14 protein-coding genes are annotated in these 16,621 nt (G+C 73.5%); 10 read left to right on the top strand and 4 right to left on the bottom strand.

Annotated elements, in window-relative coordinates; all coding sequences use genetic code 11:
- Window positions 1-372: 372 nt before the first annotated feature.
- The 4 genes from ABZV34_RS25355 to ABZV34_RS25340 all read left to right on the top strand — a co-directional run bounded on the left by ABZV34_RS25355 (window position 373) and on the right by ABZV34_RS25340 (window position 5,528).
- Entirely contained in the window at window positions 373-1,824 is a 1,452-nt protein-coding gene (locus ABZV34_RS25355; RefSeq protein ID WP_356280878.1) for a DUF692 family multinuclear iron-containing protein, read from the top strand.
- 265 nt (window positions 1,825-2,089) lie between these two features.
- Window positions 2,090-2,842 (top strand): DUF4142 domain-containing protein, encoded by a 753-nt coding sequence (locus ABZV34_RS25350; RefSeq protein ID WP_356280875.1) that lies wholly within the window; start codon window positions 2,090-2,092, stop codon window positions 2,840-2,842.
- A 118-nt stretch (window positions 2,843-2,960) separates the two neighbouring features.
- Window positions 2,961-3,743 carry a TIGR04222 domain-containing membrane protein gene (locus ABZV34_RS25345; protein ID WP_356280873.1) on the top strand — a complete coding sequence of 261 codons (783 nt, stop codon included), beginning with the start codon at window positions 2,961-2,963 and terminating at the stop codon, window positions 3,741-3,743.
- Window positions 3,744-3,863: 120 nt separating this feature from the next.
- A complete protein-coding gene (locus tag ABZV34_RS25340; protein WP_356280870.1) occupies window positions 3,864-5,528 on the top strand; it encodes an alpha/beta hydrolase in 1,665 nt (554 codons plus the stop codon).
- Between the two features lie 27 nt (window positions 5,529-5,555).
- On the opposite strand, the gene hemQ is transcribed toward ABZV34_RS25340, so the two are convergent.
- Together hemQ and hemG are read right to left on the bottom strand one after the other, a co-directional pair.
- The gene (gene hemQ / locus ABZV34_RS25335; protein ID WP_168530667.1) at window positions 5,556-6,275 is read right to left on the bottom strand and encodes a hydrogen peroxide-dependent heme synthase; all 720 of its coding nucleotides are present in this window, start codon (window positions 6,273-6,275) and stop codon (window positions 5,556-5,558) included.
- 4 nt (window positions 6,276-6,279) lie between these two features.
- Window positions 6,280-7,746 (bottom strand): protoporphyrinogen oxidase, encoded by a 1,467-nt coding sequence (gene hemG / locus ABZV34_RS25330; protein WP_356280867.1) that lies wholly within the window; start codon window positions 7,744-7,746, stop codon window positions 6,280-6,282.
- Between the two features lie 158 nt (window positions 7,747-7,904).
- Between hemG and ABZV34_RS25325 the strand changes: the two genes are divergently transcribed.
- Window positions 7,905-8,900 carry a DUF4349 domain-containing protein gene (locus ABZV34_RS25325; protein ID WP_356280864.1) on the top strand — a complete coding sequence of 332 codons (996 nt, stop codon included), beginning with the start codon at window positions 7,905-7,907 and terminating at the stop codon, window positions 8,898-8,900.
- Between the two features lie 33 nt (window positions 8,901-8,933).
- On the top strand, window positions 8,934-10,361 hold the full coding sequence (locus ABZV34_RS25320) for an FAD-dependent oxidoreductase (protein ID WP_356280890.1): 1,428 nt from the start codon (window positions 8,934-8,936) through the stop codon (window positions 10,359-10,361).
- A 90-nt stretch (window positions 10,362-10,451) separates the two neighbouring features.
- Here the strand turns inward: ABZV34_RS25320 and ABZV34_RS25315 are convergent, their stop codons facing one another.
- Entirely contained in the window at window positions 10,452-10,787 is a 336-nt protein-coding gene (locus ABZV34_RS25315; protein ID WP_356280861.1) for a hypothetical protein, read from the bottom strand.
- Between the two features lie 198 nt (window positions 10,788-10,985).
- Here ABZV34_RS25315 and ABZV34_RS25310 point away from each other — a divergent pair, with 198 nt between their 5' ends.
- A complete protein-coding gene (locus ABZV34_RS25310) occupies window positions 10,986-11,804 on the top strand; it encodes a rhomboid family intramembrane serine protease (RefSeq protein ID WP_356280887.1) in 819 nt (272 codons plus the stop codon).
- Between the two features lie 4 nt (window positions 11,805-11,808).
- Here the strand turns inward: ABZV34_RS25310 and hemE are convergent, their stop codons facing one another.
- Window positions 11,809-12,879, bottom strand: coding sequence for a uroporphyrinogen decarboxylase (gene hemE, locus ABZV34_RS25305; RefSeq protein WP_356280858.1), 1,071 nt, complete (start codon window positions 12,877-12,879; stop codon window positions 11,809-11,811).
- Between the two features lie 214 nt (window positions 12,880-13,093).
- Here hemE and ABZV34_RS25300 point away from each other — a divergent pair, with 214 nt between their 5' ends.
- The 3 genes from ABZV34_RS25300 to ABZV34_RS25290 all read left to right on the top strand — a co-directional run bounded on the left by ABZV34_RS25300 (window position 13,094) and on the right by ABZV34_RS25290 (window position 16,388).
- Window positions 13,094-13,720: a DUF3000 domain-containing protein gene (locus ABZV34_RS25300; RefSeq protein WP_356280856.1), complete on the top strand. Its 627-nt coding sequence runs from the start codon at window positions 13,094-13,096 to the stop codon at window positions 13,718-13,720.
- A 583-nt stretch (window positions 13,721-14,303) separates the two neighbouring features.
- Entirely contained in the window at window positions 14,304-14,966 is a 663-nt protein-coding gene (locus ABZV34_RS25295; RefSeq protein WP_019073943.1) for a response regulator transcription factor, read from the top strand.
- Between the two features lie 147 nt (window positions 14,967-15,113).
- Window positions 15,114-16,388, top strand: a complete 1,275-nt coding sequence (locus tag ABZV34_RS25290) for a ribonuclease D (RefSeq protein ID WP_356280853.1) — start codon at window positions 15,114-15,116, stop codon at window positions 16,386-16,388.
- Window positions 16,389-16,621: the final 233 nt, after the last annotated feature.

Raw genomic sequence — 16,621 nt, 5'->3', positions numbered from 1 at the left:
CGCCGCACCGGCCGCCGACGCGACGGTGCCGTCCGCGCCGCCGGTGCGGCCGGTGCGGCCGGTGCGGCCGGTGCGGCCGGTGCGGCCGGACGACGGTGTCACCACCTCGTCGAGCCCGTCGCCCGCGGCGCCGGGCCAGGTCAGCACCGCCCGGCCGGAGCCCTCCGACCCGGACGACCTGCTGCGGTGGCCGCGGCGGGGCCACGAGGGCCCGTCCGGCGGCGGCCCCGGTGAACCTCAAATGTTGCTCTGAACGTCCGCTCCGCCGGGTTGGGCCCGTGGTCCCGGGGCCATGACCCTGTCACAGCGCGGGACGGGTCCGTCGTGGGGAGACGACAGGCAGGCCGGGCAGGGCGTGACGGAGGAGGGGACATGACGCGACTGGGGCGGCTGGGAACGGGAATCGGGTGGCGGCCGGAGATCGCCGAGGCCGTGGAGCACATGCCCGGCGTCGACTGGGTCGAGGCCGTGTCGGAGAACCTGTGCCCCGGGCACCTTCCCGAGTCGCTGCGGCGGCTGCGCGAACGGGGCGTCACGGTGGTGCCGCACGGTGTCTCGCTCGGCCTCGGCGGCGCGGACCGCCCCGACGAGTCGCGCCTCGCCGCCCTCGCCGAGCGCGCCGAGATGCTGGGCGCGCCCCTGGTCACGGAACACATCGCGTTCGTACGGGCCGGGGGCGCCCTCACCGCGTCGCCGTCGCTGGAGGCGGGGCATCTGCTGCCGGTTCCGCGCACCCGGGACGCGCTGGACGTGCTGTGCGAGAACGTCAGGATCGCGCAGGCCGCGCTTCCCGTCCCGCTGGCCGTGGAGAACATCGCCGCGCTGCTGTGCTGGCCGGGCGAGGAGATGACCGAGGGGCAGTTCCTGTACGACCTGGCGGACCGCACCGGCGTACGGCTGCTCATCGACGTCGCCAACCTCCACACCAACCACGTCAACCGCGGCGAGGACCCGGCCAAGGCCCTGGACGAACTCCCCGTCGAGGCCATCGCGTACGTGCATGTCGCCGGCGGCGTCGAACGCGACGGCGTCTGGCACGACAGCCACGCCCACCCCGTGCCCCGCCCGGTCCTCGACATCCTGGCCGACCTGGTGTCCCGGGTGACCCCACCGGGGGTCCTCCTGGAACGCGACGAGAACTTTCCCGAGCCGGGAGAGCTGGAGCGGGAACTGGCGGCGATCAGGGGGACGCTGGAGGGGGCCGGGGCGACGGTGGGGGTGAAGGGCGCCGGCGCGGCGGAGAGCGAGCCGTCGCCTGAGCCGGCCGCGTCCGACCCGACCGCCCCCGCTCTCACGTGCCCTCCGGCCGCCGGTCCCGACCTGGTTTCCGCACCCGACCCCGACCCCGCTTCCACACCCGTCCCCGTCCCCGACCCCGACCCCGCTTCCGCACCCGACCCCGGCCTCGCGCCGGCCCGTCAGCGTCTCGCCCTCGCGCAGGCCGCCCTGCTCTCCGCGCTCGTCGCGGGCACCCCGGTGCCCGAGGGGTTCGACCGGGTGCGGACGGGAGTGCAGGCACGGGCCCTCACGGCCAAGCGCGCGGATGTCGTCGCGAAGGTGGCGGCGGAACTGCCCGAGCTGCTCGGCGACGGCTACCGCGCCGCCTTCCTCGGGTACGCGCAGGGCCGTCCGCTGACCGGTGGCTACCGGCGCGACGCGCTGGACTTCGCCGAGCACCTGTTGCTCGCCGGGCACCCGCGTGACGCACGGACGCGGCGGCAGTTGCGCGACTGGTGGCTGGAGCGCTCCGGTCCGGCACCCCGCTCGCAGCGGCCGCGGGCCCGGCTGGCCCGCGCCACCCGCCGGGTGCTGCTGCGCCACTGAGCCGTCCGAGCCGTCCCTCCCGACCCCGGCACGGTCCGTCCCCTGGAGTGTGCCGGGGTCGACACCGCACCCCGGACGACCGGACGACGCGCCGGGTTTCCGCTTTTTTCCACCGGTCCGCACCCTGTCCGGCACATCCCGTCCGACGATATTCGTCCCGTTCACCACCCTTTTCTTCCCGTACGGAAGTCGGCGCCGGGCTCGCAGTACCATGCCAACCCGCACCCGAAGCGCGCCAGCGTGCGGTGCCGCAACGGGAGGCACCATGCGATCCGTCAAACGCACCGGACTGGTCAGTGGGACAGGACTCCTCGTCGCCGCCCTCACGGCGACCCTCGTCGCACTGGTCTTCCCGATCTGGTCGTACGCGGACCGCTCCGGCACCGGTCTGGACTCCCTGAACACCCAGACCGTGCCGACACGGTTCGGTCCGCTGTCCGGGCTGGACCGGGAGTTCGTCACCAGGGTCAGACTGGCCGGGCTGTGGGAACTGCCCGCGGGTCAGCAGGCCGGGGAACGCGGCACCACGAAGGCCGTACGGACGGCCGGCGCGCACCTCGTCGAGGGCCACACCTTCCTGGACGCCCGCGTCCGCGACGTCGCCGCCCGGCTCGGCCTGGGCCTGCCGAACCAGCCCAACGCCCAGCAGCGCGGCTGGCTGGCCACGCTGGAGACGGCGCACGGCACGGACTACGACCGGAAGTTCGCGAACATCCTGCGAAGCGCTCACGGCAAGGTCTTCGCCGTCGTCGCCCAGGTCCGCGCGAACACCCGCAACTCCCTCGTACGGGACCTGGCCGACGACGCCAACACCACGGTGCTCGACCACATCAAGATCCTCGAAGCCACCGGGTACGTCGACTTCGAGGCGCTCGCCCGGGACGCCGCGACGGCCGCGCCGCCACTCAGCGCCTCTCCCGCCCCACCGGGCCCCACGGACTCTCCTGGCACCCCCGTCCCCGTCACCCCGTCGGCGGCCTACCCCCTCCCCCCGGCCGCCTCCCGCGCCAGGAGCTGAACACCCGAGGCCGCACCGCGACGCGAGGCCGCGTCCGAACGTCACAGACCCACAACACTCCGTCCACATGGTGAACAGACCGTGGCGCCGGACTGCCCGGGTCGCATAGAAACACGCCATGTTCTGGGTCCTTCTCCTGCTCCTGGCCTGGGCCGCCGCCGGCACGTCCTGCGTCCGGCTGTGCCTGTCCGCCGTCCGGGCCGCGGCGGCCGACGCCGACACGGCACACGGACACCACCTCACGCTCTACGAGGCAGCGTTCCTGTCCGGCGGCCCGGCCCGGGTCGCCGATCTGACCCTCGTGTCCATGGCCCGTCAGCGCCGCCTGCTGCTCGCGCACACGGGCTGGGCGACGGTCGTGGACCCGCGCGGGCGGGACGACATGGAGCGTTCCGTGATCGGAGCCATAGGTCCGCAGGGGCAGTCCCGGATAGCGCCCGTACGGGCGACGACGGCCGCCGCGGACTCGGTGCGGCGCCTCGCCGACCGTCTCGTCGCCGCCGGCCTCGCCGTGCCCGACGGCGCCCGCACCACCGTCGCCGGCGCCGTCCGCCAGGTCCAGGCCGCCTCGGCGGCCGTCCTCGCCCTCGGCGCCGTGGCCGTCCTGATGCCCTCTCAGGCGCGCGCCGACGACGTGCCGGTCGCCGTCTGGTTCGCCCTCCCGCTCATCCTCACCCTGAGCTGCCTCGCCATCGCCCGCATCGAGGTCCACCCCTACACGCGCTGGGCCTCCCCGGCCGGCCAGCGACTGCTCGGCACCCTGGCCCGGCACACCGACCCCACCGCGGACGACCGCACCTACCTCACCTCGGTCGCCGTACGGGGCATCCGCGCGGTCGGCGAACCCGATCTGCGCGCGGCCTTCGCGCACCGCGACCGGGCGGCCGGCCGACAGCGCTGACCGGCGCCCGAGGGGGCGCATAGGAGTCATTGCGGCCGACACCGGCACCCGGTGCTTTACTTCGCCCACCACCGAACGAAACATCCCCTTTGTCGCTGCCGTGCGCTGAAGGGATACGCGATGAGAGCTGCCGTCCTCTGCGGAACCGCCGGGTCCTTGCTCCTGACCGCCCTGACCGGCGCTCCCGCGGGCGGCGCCACGGCCCTGCCGGACCCCGTGGGCCTCACCGCGTCGGCCCTGACGCGCGGTACGGCCGTCGCCGCGGCGCGCGCGGCGGCCGCCGGAATCCGCTTCGGGGCCTGTTCCAAGGAGACGGGACTCCCCGCCGGCCCGCGCTGCGGCACGGTCGACGTGCCGCTCGACTACACGCGGCCCGACGGCAAGCAGATCAGACTGACCGTCAGCCGGACGAGGGCCACCGGCAAGGACACGCGCAACGCGAAGCACAAGGTGCCGCGACAGGGCGCCCTGGTCTACAACCCCGGCGGTCCGGGCGCCTCCGGCATGTACTTCCCGCTGTTCGGCTCGCTGCCCGAGTGGAAGCGGATCGCGGCGGCGTACGACCTGGTGGGCTACGCCCCGCGCGGGGTCGGCCGCTCGGCCCCCCTGTCCTGCAAGGACCCGAAGCGCTCCGTGAAGGGGCCCTCACAGGCGCCGACGTATCCCTCGGAGTCGTACAAGAAGGAGCGCATCGCGGAGGCGCAGGCGTACGCACGCGGCTGCCTGGAGCGCTCCGGCCAGGCGATCCGGCACTACACCTCGCTCAACAACGCCCGCGACCTCGACGTGCTGCGCGCCGCGCTCGGCGAGCGGAGACTGACCTTCATGGGGGCCTCGTACGGCACCTACTTCGGTGCCCTCTACGCGACGCTCTTCCCCTCGCACGTGCGCCGGATGGTCTTCGACTCGGCGGTGAACCCCGCCCCCGGGCAGATCTGGTACGAGAACAACCTCGCCCAGTCGGCGGCCTTCGAGGGCCGCTGGGCCGACTTCCGCGCGTGGACCGCCCGGCACGACGAGGTGTACGGGCTCGGCACCACCCCCGAGGAGGTGCTGCACAGCTACGAGAAGGCGCGGGCGCAGCTCGCCGCGTCACCCGCGGGCGGCAAGGTGGGTCCGGCGCAGTTGCAGGGCGCGTTCCTGGAGGCGGGGTACTACGACGGCTACTGGCCGCGGCGCGCCCTGGCTCTCGCCGCCTACCTGAAGGGCGACCCGAAGCCGCTGATCGAGCAGGCCGCGCCTCCGGAGGCGTCGGCCGGGGCGGAGAACGCGGGCGCCGTCTACACGGCGGTCGAGTGCAACGACGCGCCCTGGCCGACCCAGTGGCGCACCTGGGACCGCGACAACACCCGGCTGGCGCGCAGGGCGCCGTTCGAGACCTGGGACAACGTGTGGATGAACCTGCCCTGCGCGTACTGGCCGGTGCCCCGGCAGCGGCCCCTCGATGTACGGACGCTGCCCGGGGTGCTGGCGCCGACCCTGATCCTGGCGGCCGAGCGGGACGCGGCCACGCCGTACCAGGGAGCGCTGGAGTTGCAGCGGCGGCTGTCCGGTTCCGTGCTGGTGACCGAGAACGGAGCCGGGACGCACGGGATCGGGGGCGGCCCCAACAAGTGCGTCAACGCCTATCTCGACGCGTATCTGCTGACGGGCGGGCTGCCGGAGCGGCCCGCGATGTGCGCGCCGCGCGCGGAACCGCGACCGGCGGCCGCCAAGGCCGCCGGGCCGAAGCCCGCGGCGCCGGGCGGCCGGGCGCCGCACGCGAAGGACGTGCGGGCTTCGTAGCCGCCCCGGCCCCGCGCCGGGCAGCGGTCAGGCGAGACCCGCGACCAGTTCCGCGACGTCCTTGCGGCGGCCCGTGTAGAACGGGACCTCCTCGCGGACGTGCAGCCGGGCCTCGGAGGCGCGCAGGTGACGCATGAGGTCGACGATGCGGTACAGCTCGTCGGCCTCGAAGGCGAGGATCCACTCGTAGTCGCCGAGGGAGAACGAGGCGACCGTGTTGGCGCGCACGTCCGGGTAGCCCCGGGCCATCTTGCCGTGGTCGGCGAGCATGCGCCGGCGGTCCTCGTCGGGCAGCAGGTACCAGTCGTAGGAGCGTACGAACGGATAGACGCTGATGTAGTCGCGGGGCGTCTCGTCGGCGAGGAACGCCGGGATGTGCGAGCGGTTGAACTCGGCCGGGCGGTGCAGTGCCATGTTCGACCAGACCGGCTCCAGGGCGCGGCCGAGCCGGGTGCGGCGGAAGAGGTTGTACGCCTCCTGAAGCTGGTCGGCGGTCTCGGCGTGCCACCAGATCATCAGGTCCGCGTCGGCACGCAGCCCCGACACGTCGTACGTGCCGCGGACGGTGACGTCCTTCGCGGCGAGCTGGTCGAAGAGCTCCTGGACCTCGTCGGCGTATCCGGCACGGTCCTCGGGAAGCACGTCGCGCAGCCTGAAGACGGACCACAGGGTGTAGCGGATGACCTCGTTGAGGTCCTTGGCCTTCTTGCCGATGTTCGGGATCTTGGCGGGGGCGTCGTCACTCATGGGCCTATTCTCCCGCGCCGCCGTGCAAGCTCTGCACCGGGTTCCTGATCAGCGCGTCCAGTCCGGCGCGGTCGCCGCCGAGCTGGTCCACGGCGGCGTACGCGCTCGCGACGCAGGCGGGGATGCCGACCCCGTCGTACGCGGCGCCGCAGACCGCGAGGCCGGGGAGCCCGGCGACGTGCGCGCGGATCCGGGCCACGCGCGTGTGGTGTCCGACCGGGTACTGCGGGAGGCCGTCGTCCCAGCGGGTGACGCGGGTGGCGACGGGCTCGGCGGTCAGGCCGGTTGCCTCGCGCAGGTCGTGGCGGGACACGTCGACGAGGCCGGCGTCGTCGCGGCCCAGCACCTCGCTCTCGCCGTACCGGCCCACGGAGGTGCGCAGGACGAGCAGGCCGGGGTTCTCCTCGTCGATCCATCCCCACTTGCGGGAGGCGAAGGTGGACGCCTTGATGGTGTGTCCGTCGACGGGCGGGACCAGGAAGCCGCTCCCCTCGGGGAGGGTGCTGTCCGCGCGCCGGTAGGCGAGGGTGACCAGCGCCATGGAGGCGTACTCGACGGCGGCGAGCTCGCCGGCCGCGGCGGGTGCCTCGGCCCGCAGCAGGGCGGCGGCGGCCGGGGCGGGCAGGGCGAGGACGACGGCGTCGGTGCGCAGCACACGGTCTCCGGCCACGACGCGCCAGCCGGACCCGTTGCCCCCCGTCCGGCGCAGCTCCGTGACCGGGGCGCCGGTGACGATCTCGCCGCCCCGCGCGCGCACCGACTCGGCCACCGCGAGCGGGAGTTGACCGACACCGCCTTCGATGCCCATGAACACCGGGCCGGTCTGCTGCTGTGCGGCGGCCTTGGCCTGGACCGCGCGCACGGCCTCCGTCAGGGACGTGTGGGCGCGGGCCGCCTCGAAGAGCTGGGGGACGGCGGCGCGCAGGGAGATGCGGTAGGCGTCGCCCGCGTAGACACCGCCGAGCAGGGGCTCGACCAGCCGGTCGACGACCTCGCGGCCGAGGCGCGCCGCCACGTACTCCCCCACCGCCACGTCGTCACCGATCTCCGTGCGGGGCAGTTCGGTGTCCCGTCCGATGCGGCGCAGGCCCTCGTCGGACAGGACTCCGTGGAGGGCGGCGGCGGTGCCGGGGACGCCCATGACGTGTCCCTTGGGCATGGGCCGCAGGGTGCCGCGGGTCCACAGGGAGGCGGTCGCGGTGGCGGGCGGCTGGAGGCGGTCGGCGAGCCCCACCTCGCGGGCGAGCGCGACCGCCTCGGGGCGCCGGGCGAGCATGGACTCGGCGCCGAGGTCGACGCGGGCGCCCGCGATCTCGCCGGGCAGCAGCTTGCCGCCGACACGGCCGGAGGCCTCCAGGACGGTCACCCGGGCGCCGCGGTCGAGGAGACGGTGGGCGGCGGCCAGACCGGCGATCCCGCCCCCGATGACGACGACATGCCCCGTACCCGTACGACTGTCCTGTGCGTGCATGCCCCCACTTTCTCAGAACCCGCCGGTGCGTCCGCAGGGCCCCGGTGTCCGGCGCGAGTCCCGACCGTGACCTCATCGGGACCGGAACACCCCAACGTCCTGCCGGGCCCCGGCGTCGAAGAGACAGCATCCGTCGCGAGACCCGGGGGTACGCCCACATGCACACACCACGTTCGGTACGCCGCGCACGAACCGGCCGGGCCCTGGCCGGGGTCCTGCTCGTCTCCTCCCTCGCGCTGGCGGGCTGCGGCTCCGGCGGGGACGGTGACACGACGAGCATGGACAAGGCGGCGTCGGGGGACCAGAAGGCCGGCCCGGGTGCCAAGGAGGCGGTCCCCGGAGCCGCGGACAGCGCCGCCTCGGGCGCGGGCGGCTCCCGTTCCGCCGGCGCGCCCAGGCTGGAGACGAGCGGCATCATCCGTACCGCGTTCCTGACCGTGCAGGTCAAGGACGTCCCCAAGGCCCTGGACGAGGCCCGGGTCACGGCAACCGGCGCGGGCGGCTTCGTCGGTGACGAGACGACCACCAGGGACGGCCGGGGCCACGAGCGCACCCGTGTCGTGCTGCGGGTGCCCACGGACCGCTACGACCAGGTGCTCGCCGATCTGGGCGGCGCGGGGAAGATCCTGGAGCGGACGGCCAAGGCGCAGGACGTCACCGACCAGGTCGTCGACGTGGAGAGCCGTATCAAGTCGCAGCGCGCCAGCGTGGCCCGGGTCCGCGGGCTGATGGACCGGGCGGCCAGGCTCAGCGATGTCGTCGCCCTGGAAGGGGAGCTGAGCAGCCGCGAGTCCGACCTGGAGGCGCTGCTCGCCCGGCAGTCGTCGCTGAAGGACCGCACCAGCCTGGCCACCATCACCCTGTCGCTCTCCGAGACGCCGGTACGGAAGGCCGCGGAGAAGGCCGGGGAGCCCGGCTTCGTGGACGCCCTCGCGGGCGGCTGGGACGCGTTCGTCACGACGCTGCGCTGGATCGCGATGGTGTTGGGCGCGGTGCTCCCGTTCGCCGTCTGCGCGGCGGTACTCGTGGTGCTGTGGCTGCGGTTCGGACGTTCCCGGCTGCCGCGCCGGCAGGCGTCGGCACCGGCCGCGTCGGGCGCGGGTTCGCTGCCGGCGGCGCCGCCGGTGCGCGAGGAGGGCGGCAAGGACGCCTGAAACGGCGGGCCCCCGTAGCGTGTTCGCATGAGCATGAACCGTACGAGCGCGACGGACGTCGCCGGCAGCACAGGCGGGACCGGTGGGGCCACGGAGCGGCTGGTCGTCATCGGCGGCGACGCGGCGGGCATGTCCGCCGCGTCGCAGGCGCGCCGGATGCGGGGCCCGGACGAGCTGGAGATCGTGGCGTTCGAGCGCGGCCACTTCACCTCCTACTCGGCCTGCGGCATCCCGTACTGGGTGGGCGGCGACGTGTCCGGGCCGGAACGGCTGATCGCGCGGTCGCCGCAGGAGCACCGGGAGCGGGGCATCGACCTGCGGATGCGCACCGAGGTCACGGAGATCGATGTCGCGGGCGCCCGGGTGCGCTCGCGGGACCTGGAGTCCGGGGCGGAGGCGTGGACGTCGTACGACAAGCTCGTGATCGCGACCGGCGCCCGTCCGGTCCGCCCGGACCTGCCGGGGATGGACGCTCCCGGCGTGCACGGGGTGCAGACCCTCGACGACGGCCAGGCGCTCCTGGACACGCTGGCCGCGACGCGGGGCCGGCGCGCGGTGGTCGTCGGCGCCGGTTACATCGGCGTGGAGATGGCCGAGGCGCTCATCAACCGCGGCTACGAGGTGACGGTCGTCAACCGTGGCGCCGAGCCGATGGCCACGCTCGACCCGGACATGGGCCGGCTGGTGCGGGGGGCCATGTCGGGGCTGGGCATCACCATGGTCGACGGCGCCGCGGTGACCGGGATCGTCACCGGCGCCGACGGGGTCCGGGCGGTCGCCACGCAAGGCGGGGAGTACCCGGCGGACGTGGTGGTGCTCGGCATGGGAGTGCGTCCGGAGACCACTCTCGCCAAGGCGGCGGGGCTGCCGCTGGGCGACCACGGCGGGCTGCTCACCGATCTGGCGATGCGGGTGCGCGGACACGAGAACATCTGGGCGGGCGGCGACTGCGTCGAGGTCCTCGACCTGGTCTCGGGGAGCGAGCGGTACATCGCGCTGGGCACCCACGCCAACAAGCACGGGCAGGTCATCGGCAGCAACGTGGGCGGCGGTTACGCCACCTTCCCCGGTGTGGTGGGCACCGCGGTGAGCAAGGTCTGCGACCTGGAGATCGCGCGCACGGGGCTGCGCGAGAAGGACGCGCGCCGGGCGGGCCTGCAGTTCGAGACCGTCACCATCGAGTCGACCAGCCGCGCGGGCTACTACCCGAACGCGGCCCTGATGACGGTGAAGATGCTCGCGGAGCGCCGCACCGGACGGCTGCTGGGCGTGCAGATCGTCGGCCGCGAGGGTGCCGCGAAGCGCGTCGACATCGCCGCGGTGGCGCTGACCGCGGGCATGACCGTGGAGCAGATGACGGCCCTGGACCTGGGCTACGCCCCGCCGTTCTCACCGGTGTGGGACCCGGTCCTGGTGGCGGCGCGCAAGGCGGTCACGGCGGTACGGCGAAGCGCTCCGTAGGGACGCGGGGACCGCGCGACCGGCCACGCGCACGACCGGCGACACGGTCCGATCGACGATCAGCCGTCACTCCTCGCCCCCGTCGCACGCCTACGCGGACTCGTGACCGGCGTTCTGGTTGATGCGGTCTATCGCCTGCCGGGCCTGTTCGGCCGGCGGCCGCGCGGGCAGCGAGGAGACGGAACCCGAGGCGGTGACGGCGGCGGGCGGCGCGGTGGGCGGCTTCGCGTGCGCGGCCGACCGTACGGAGCGCAGCCGGTGGCTCACGGCCTCGTCGAGGGTCACCGGACGCTGCAGGCGCGCCGCGAGCCGTCCGGCCTCCTGGCCGAGCGCGGCCACGTCCTCCCAGGGGAGGTGCACCACCAGGGCGATCTCCGCCTCACCGTCGGGCAGGGCGTGCATCGGAGGAGTAACTCGGTCGTTCATCGCCTGTGTCCTCACGTCTTCCTCGCGTCGCGTCTGCGTCGCGGCGCGGGCGGTTGAGGAGACATACGCACAGGGGCGCGACAGCGTTCAGTGGCACGGGAAGGAGCGCGCGCCGGGACACGCGCCCCGCCGGTGACGGCGTGCGTGCCCTCTGGGGACGTGCGGATACCCGCGGCGCATCCAGGGCACTACTTCCTTGTGGTCATACCCGTCCATGACGTGAACCCGGTGCGTGGCACGCCCTACGTGACCTACGCCCTGATCGCCGCCAATGTCCTGGTCTTCCTCTACACGCCCGGCCTGGCCGGCTCGGTGGCGGGCGACAGCGGGCTGTCCCACCTGTGCCATCTGCAGGCGTTCCTGGACCACTACGCCGCGGTGCCACAGGAGTTGATCCACCATCGGATGCCCCGGCTCGTACCCACCGGTGAGGTCGGGGCCGGCGTACACGGGCCCGGCTGCCTGGTGAGCGCGCCGGACTACGACAAGTCGCCGCCGCTCTCCGTGCTCACCGCGATGTTCCTGCACGGCAGTTGGCTGCACCTGCTCGGCAACATGCTCTTCCTGCTGATCTTCGGCAACACCATCGAGGACCGCCTGGGACATGTGCGCTTCGCGCTGTTCTACGTGGCGTGCGGGTACGCGGCCGGATACGGCTTCGCGCTCGTCAACGACAGCTCGTCGGACCCGCTGCTCGGTGCCTCCGGGGCGATCGCCGGGGTGCTCGGCGCCTACCTGGTCCTCTACCCGAGAGCCAGGGTGTGGGTCCTGGTGCCGTTCCTGGTCTTCCTGCCGCTGCGCCTGCCCGCCTGGCTCGTGCTCGGCTTCTGGTTCGCGCTGCAGGCGGTGTACTCGTCGGGCGGCGGTGTCTCCACCGCCGGAACCGTCGCGTACGAGGCCCATGTGGCCGGCTTCCTCGCGGGCATGCTGCTGGCCTGGCCGCTGCGCCGGGGCACCCCGCCGCCGCCGGAGCCGCGCAGCCTGCTGTGGGGCAGACAGGCGCGGCACGGCTGGTGAGGCGTCAGCGCGCCGTCACGGTGTGGACGTGGTCCACGAGCCGGGTCAGCGCGTCCGGGTCCATGGCCGGCAGGACGCCGTGGCCGAGGTTGAAGATGTGGCCCTCCAGCCCGGCGGCTGCGTCGAGCACCTCTCGGGTCTTCTCCTCCACGGCCTCCGTCGAGGAGAAGAGCACGGCCGGGTCGAGGTTGCCCTGGAGCGCCTTGCCGGGGCCGACCCGGCGCGCGGCCTCGTCGAGGGGCACACGCCAGTCGACGCCGACCACGTCCGCGCCCGCCTCGCCCATCAGACCGAGCAGTTCGCCGGTGCCGACGCCGAAGTGGATGCGCGGGACGCCGTACCCGGCGACCGACTCGAAGACCTTGGCGGACGCGGGCATCACCGAGCGGCGGTAGTCGGCGGGCGCCAGGGCGCCGACCCACGAGTCGAAGAGCTGCACGGCGCTCGCGCCCGCCTCGATCTGCACCTTGAGGAAGGCGGAGGTGATCTCGGCGAGGCGGTCGAGCAGGTCGGCCCACAACTGTGGGTCCCCGTACATCAGCGCCTTGGTGTGCTCGTGGTTCTTGGACGGGCCGCCCTCCACGAGATAGCTCGCGAGAGTGAAGGGCGCGCCCGCGAAGCCGATGAGGGGCGTCTCACCCAGCTCGGCCGTCAGGAGCTTGATCGCGTCGGTGACGTACGAGACGTCGTCGGGGGTCAGATCGCGCAGCTGCGCCAGGTCGGCGCGGGTGCGGATCGGCTTCTCGACGACCGGGCCGACACCCGGCTTGATGTCGAGGTCGACGCCGATGGCCTTCAGCGGGACGACGATGTCGCTGAAGAAGACCGCCGCGTCCACGTCGTGCCGGCGCACCGGCTGCAGGGTGATCTCGGCGACCAGCTCCGGCCGGGTGCAGGACTCCAGCATCGGAATCCCTTCGCGCACCTTCAGGTACTCGGGCAGCGAGCGACCTGCCTGCCGCATGAACCACACCGGTGTGTGCGGCACGGGCTCGCGCCTGCACGCCTTGAGGAAGGCGGACTCGTACGTGGCTGTCGGCGGCTGGCCCGCGGCGGGGCGGTCATTGGCACTCACGACGGAAAGTCTCCCACGCCCCGGGGGCCCCCGGTTGCCGGGCTCCGCCGCGGACGGGCACCCCGGCCCCGGCACCCGGACCGGCTCGTTCGCGGGGCACGAACCGGACAGTGGTCCCACGCACGGGTGTCTCTCCCTGCACGCGGGCCCAGTTCCCCTTAATCTTCCCCGCATGGCTGCGGCTCAGGGACGACTGTCGGACGGCACTGGGGGAATGGACGATGCCAAGGAGGGGGACCAAGATGCGAAGGAGACTGCTCCGTTGCCGTTCCGGGCCGCCGTCGACGCGCTGAAGGGGGCACGGCTGCGTCCGGAGATCGAGATCGACCCGACGCGTCCGCCACAGCGCCTGGCCCCGTACTCGTACGCGCTGGAGGCCGCGGTCGTCGCCGAGGACGAGGATCTCGCGGACGGCCGGCTCGTCCTGCTGCACGACCCGGCGGGACACGAGGCCTGGCAGGGTGCCTTCCGCCTGGTGACCCTGATCCGCGCCGAGCTGGAGCCGGAGATGGCCACCGACCCGCTGCTCCCCGACGTCTCCTGGTCGTGGCTGACCGGCGCGCTGCAGGCCCGCGGGCTGTCGTACGGGGAGCCGAGCGGCACCGTCACCCGGGCGAGCTCGCACTATTTCGGGGGGCTGTCCGAGCGTCCGTCCGCGTCCCAGATCGAGATCCGCGCCTCCTGGACGCCGCGCGAGGGACTGGGCGGCGTACCGGACACGGCCGCGCATCTCGCCGCCTGGTGCGATCTGCTCTGCCAGATCGCGGGCCTGCCGCCGGCCGGACCGGGCGACGCCTCGGTGGTGACGCTCCCGCAGCGCCGGGACCCCCAGTCGCGCTGAGCACGCGGCGGTGAACGCCCGCCGGGGCACTCACCGAGCCGCTCACCCCACCTCCGTACGCCTCCGGCCGTCTCGCCGCCCGCTCGCCGCGCCGTTCCCCCTCACCACTCGCCACGCCGTCCCCGCACCGCTCAGCTCAGCTCAGCTCAGGGCAGCCGAGCACTCGCCGCCCCCATGCCGGGCGGCACTTTCTTGTGCGCGGGCTGACGCGTGGGCCGTGGGCGGACCGTAGAGGGGCTGGGGACGGGCTGGACCAGGGGTGGGCCGGAATGCGGGTGCGCTGCTCGCCGGCTTGGTGAGGACCGGACACGGACAGGTGCGCGAGCGCCACACGCCTTGCCGAATTCCTTACCGAGGCTTTGTCGATACGGCCACTTTCAGCCGTGTCGTGACACGGAACGACTCGGTTCGATCTTCGGATGATCGATCGCGTGTCCGAATTGCACGGATTGTTACTCACCAAATCGTGATCATTCTCTAAAGGACAACGGGTTTGGTGCCGAAGACGTCTGTGACCTTGAAAGCACGGTTCGTCCCGGCTTCATCCCCAGAGCCGGTCCCGTCCCGCACCCCAGGAGGCCTGGTGTCCGTTCTCCTCGAGCAGCCCGCAAGCCTGGTCGCCTACCGCCCGAACAAGCCGACCGCCATGGTGGTCGTGGCCGACCCACGGGTCCGTTCCACCGTCACACGCCACCTCTGGGCGCTCGGTGTGCGCGACGTCATCGAGGCGTCGTCCGTCGCGGAGGCCCGCCCCCGAATCGGCAACCCGCGCGACATCTGTGTCGCCGACGTCCACCTTCCCGACGGCAGCGGGCTCACCCTGCTGTCCGAGACCCGGGCCGCCGGCTGGCCCAACGGCCTCGCCCTTTCCGCCGCCGACGACATCGGCGCCGTACGCAACGCCCTCGCGGGCGGCGTCAAGGGCTATGTCGTCACCGGCACCCGCACCAACGTCGGGCTCCCCACCCGACCCGGCGCCGCGCCCATCGGCTCGGCCGCCGCCCGTATGCACCGCCGCCCCCCGGGTGCCCCGAGCCACCCGGGCGGCTACCGCGAGCTCTCCGGCCGTGAGGTCGAGGTGCTCCGGCTGGTGGCGGAGGGCCAGTCGAACAAGGCCATCGGTGTCTCGATGGGCCTGTCCGCCCTGACCGTCAAGAGCCACCTCGCCCGCATCGCCCGCAAGCTCGGCACGGGCGACCGTGCCGGCATGGTGGCGGTCGCCCTGCGGACGGGGATCATCCACTGACCCCGCGTACGGGAACGCCCGGCCGCACCCCGTCCACCCGTTCGTGAACGCGATCTTTCACCGACCTGACTGGTTTACGACCCTCATACGCCCGTCGACGGAACGTTCCGTCGGCGGGCGTAGTCCATACACGGATACCCTTGACAGGTGACCGACGCCCAAGAGACCGCAGCAGACAGCTCACTGCGAACCACCGGAGGCGGCCCTCCGGACGACGTCGAATCGGCGCCGATCCCTTTGCTTGAGCCCCGAGAGGGCATTCCGCCCGTCGTAGCCGACGAGACCTCGCTCGCCGAGGTGATCGCCGCGTTCGCCGCCGGATCCGGCCCCGTGGCCGTCGACGCCGAACGCGCGTCCGGCTACCGGTACGGCCAGCGTGCCTACCTGGTGCAGTTGCGCCGCGAGGGCGCGGGCAGCGCCCTGATCGATCCCGTCGCCTGCCCCGACCTGTCCGGTCTCGGCGAGGCGATCTCCGGAGCGGAGTGGGTGCTGCACGCCGCCACCCAGGACCTGCCGTGCCTGCGCGAGATAGGCATGGTTCCGACGCGGCTCTTCGACACCGAGCTGGCCGGCCGTCTCGCCGGGTTCCCCCGGGTGGGCCTCGGCGCGATGGTCGAGAGCGTCCTCGGCTTCGTCCTGGAGAAGGGACACTCCGCGGTCGACTGGTCCACCCGCCCCCTCCCGGAACCGTGGCTGCGCTATGCCGCGCTCGACGTGGAACTGCTCGTCGACCTGCGCGACGCCCTGGAGAAGGAGCTCGACCGGCAGGGCAAGCTGGACTGGGCCCAGCAGGAGTTCGACGCGATCGCGCAGGCCGAGCCCGCGCCGCCGCGCAAGGACCCCTGGCGCCGTACGTCCGGGATGCACAAGGTGCGCCGCCGCCGTCAGATGGCGGTCGTACGGGAGCTGTGGGAGACCCGGGACCGGGTCGCCCAGCGCCGCGACATCTCACCGGGCAAGGTCCTCGGGGACGCGGCGATCGTCGAGGCCGCGCTCTCCCTGCCGCTCGACGTGCAGGCACTGTCCGCGCTGAACGGCTACGGCCACCGCATGGGACGCCGCCAGCTGGAGCAGTGGCAGGCCGCGGTCGACCGCGCCAAGGCGCTGCCGGACGCCGAGCTGCCGCAGCCGGGACAGCCGGTGACCGGTCCGCCCCCGCCGCGTGCCTGGGCCGACAAGGACCCGGCCGCCGCCGCCCGGCTCTCCGCCGCGCGCGCCGCCGTGTCGGCGCTGGCCGAACAGCTCAACATGCCGCAGGAGAACCTGATCACCCCGGACACCGTGCGGCGGGTGTGCTGGGAGCCGCCGACGGCCCCGGACGCGGGGTCCGTGGCGGCCGCGCTCACCGGGTACGGCGCCCGGCTCTGGCAGGTCGAACAAGTGACGCCGGTCCTGGTGGCCTCCCTGTCCACCGAGGACTGACGGGCCAGGACCGCACGGAAGGCCGGCCCGCGCTCCTCCGGGGCGCGGGGCCGGGGCCGCCCTCCGACGGGCCCCGGGCAGCCCCGCGAACCGGAACAGCGACGTCGATATCACGCCAAGATCTCCGGAGGACGCGGGGACAAAGGGGGACGGTCCACCCGTCAAAACAGGTGGCCCCTCGCAGGAGCGACAGCCCCGGTCGCGAGCCCCCACCGCCGCGAGCCCCGCCCGCG

Origin of the sequence: Streptomyces sp. NPDC005195 (assembly GCF_040608315.1) — a bacterium.
In the GTDB taxonomy this organism is placed as follows: Bacteria; Actinomycetota; Actinomycetes; order Streptomycetales; family Streptomycetaceae; genus Streptomyces; species Streptomyces kaempferi.
Note: the sequence above shows the minus strand (reverse complement) of the source record. Positions and strands in the feature narration are given on the sequence as shown.

Bases quoted from the DNA above. Each gene is read 5' to 3' on its own strand.
- ABZV34_RS25350 (WP_356280875.1), top strand. From the start codon at position 2,090: ATGCGATCCGTCAAACGCACCGGACTGGTCAGTGGGACAGGACTCCTC.
- ABZV34_RS25355 (WP_356280878.1), top strand. From the start codon at position 373: ATGACGCGACTGGGGCGGCTGGGAACGGGAATCGGGTGGCGGCCGGAG.
- ABZV34_RS25300 (WP_356280856.1), top strand. From the start codon at position 13,094: ATGGACGATGCCAAGGAGGGGGACCAAGATGCGAAGGAGACTGCTCCG.
- ABZV34_RS25320 (WP_356280890.1), top strand. From the start codon at position 8,934: ATGAACCGTACGAGCGCGACGGACGTCGCCGGCAGCACAGGCGGGACC.
- ABZV34_RS25340 (WP_356280870.1), top strand. From the start codon at position 3,864: ATGAGAGCTGCCGTCCTCTGCGGAACCGCCGGGTCCTTGCTCCTGACC.
- ABZV34_RS25325 (WP_356280864.1), top strand. From the start codon at position 7,905: ATGCACACACCACGTTCGGTACGCCGCGCACGAACCGGCCGGGCCCTG.
- ABZV34_RS25345 (WP_356280873.1), top strand. From the start codon at position 2,961: ATGTTCTGGGTCCTTCTCCTGCTCCTGGCCTGGGCCGCCGCCGGCACG.
- hemG (WP_356280867.1), bottom strand. From the start codon at position 7,746: ATGCACGCACAGGACAGTCGTACGGGTACGGGGCATGTCGTCGTCATC.
- hemQ (WP_168530667.1), bottom strand. From the start codon at position 6,275: ATGAGTGACGACGCCCCCGCCAAGATCCCGAACATCGGCAAGAAGGCC.
- ABZV34_RS25315 (WP_356280861.1), bottom strand. From the start codon at position 10,787: ATGAACGACCGAGTTACTCCTCCGATGCACGCCCTGCCCGACGGTGAG.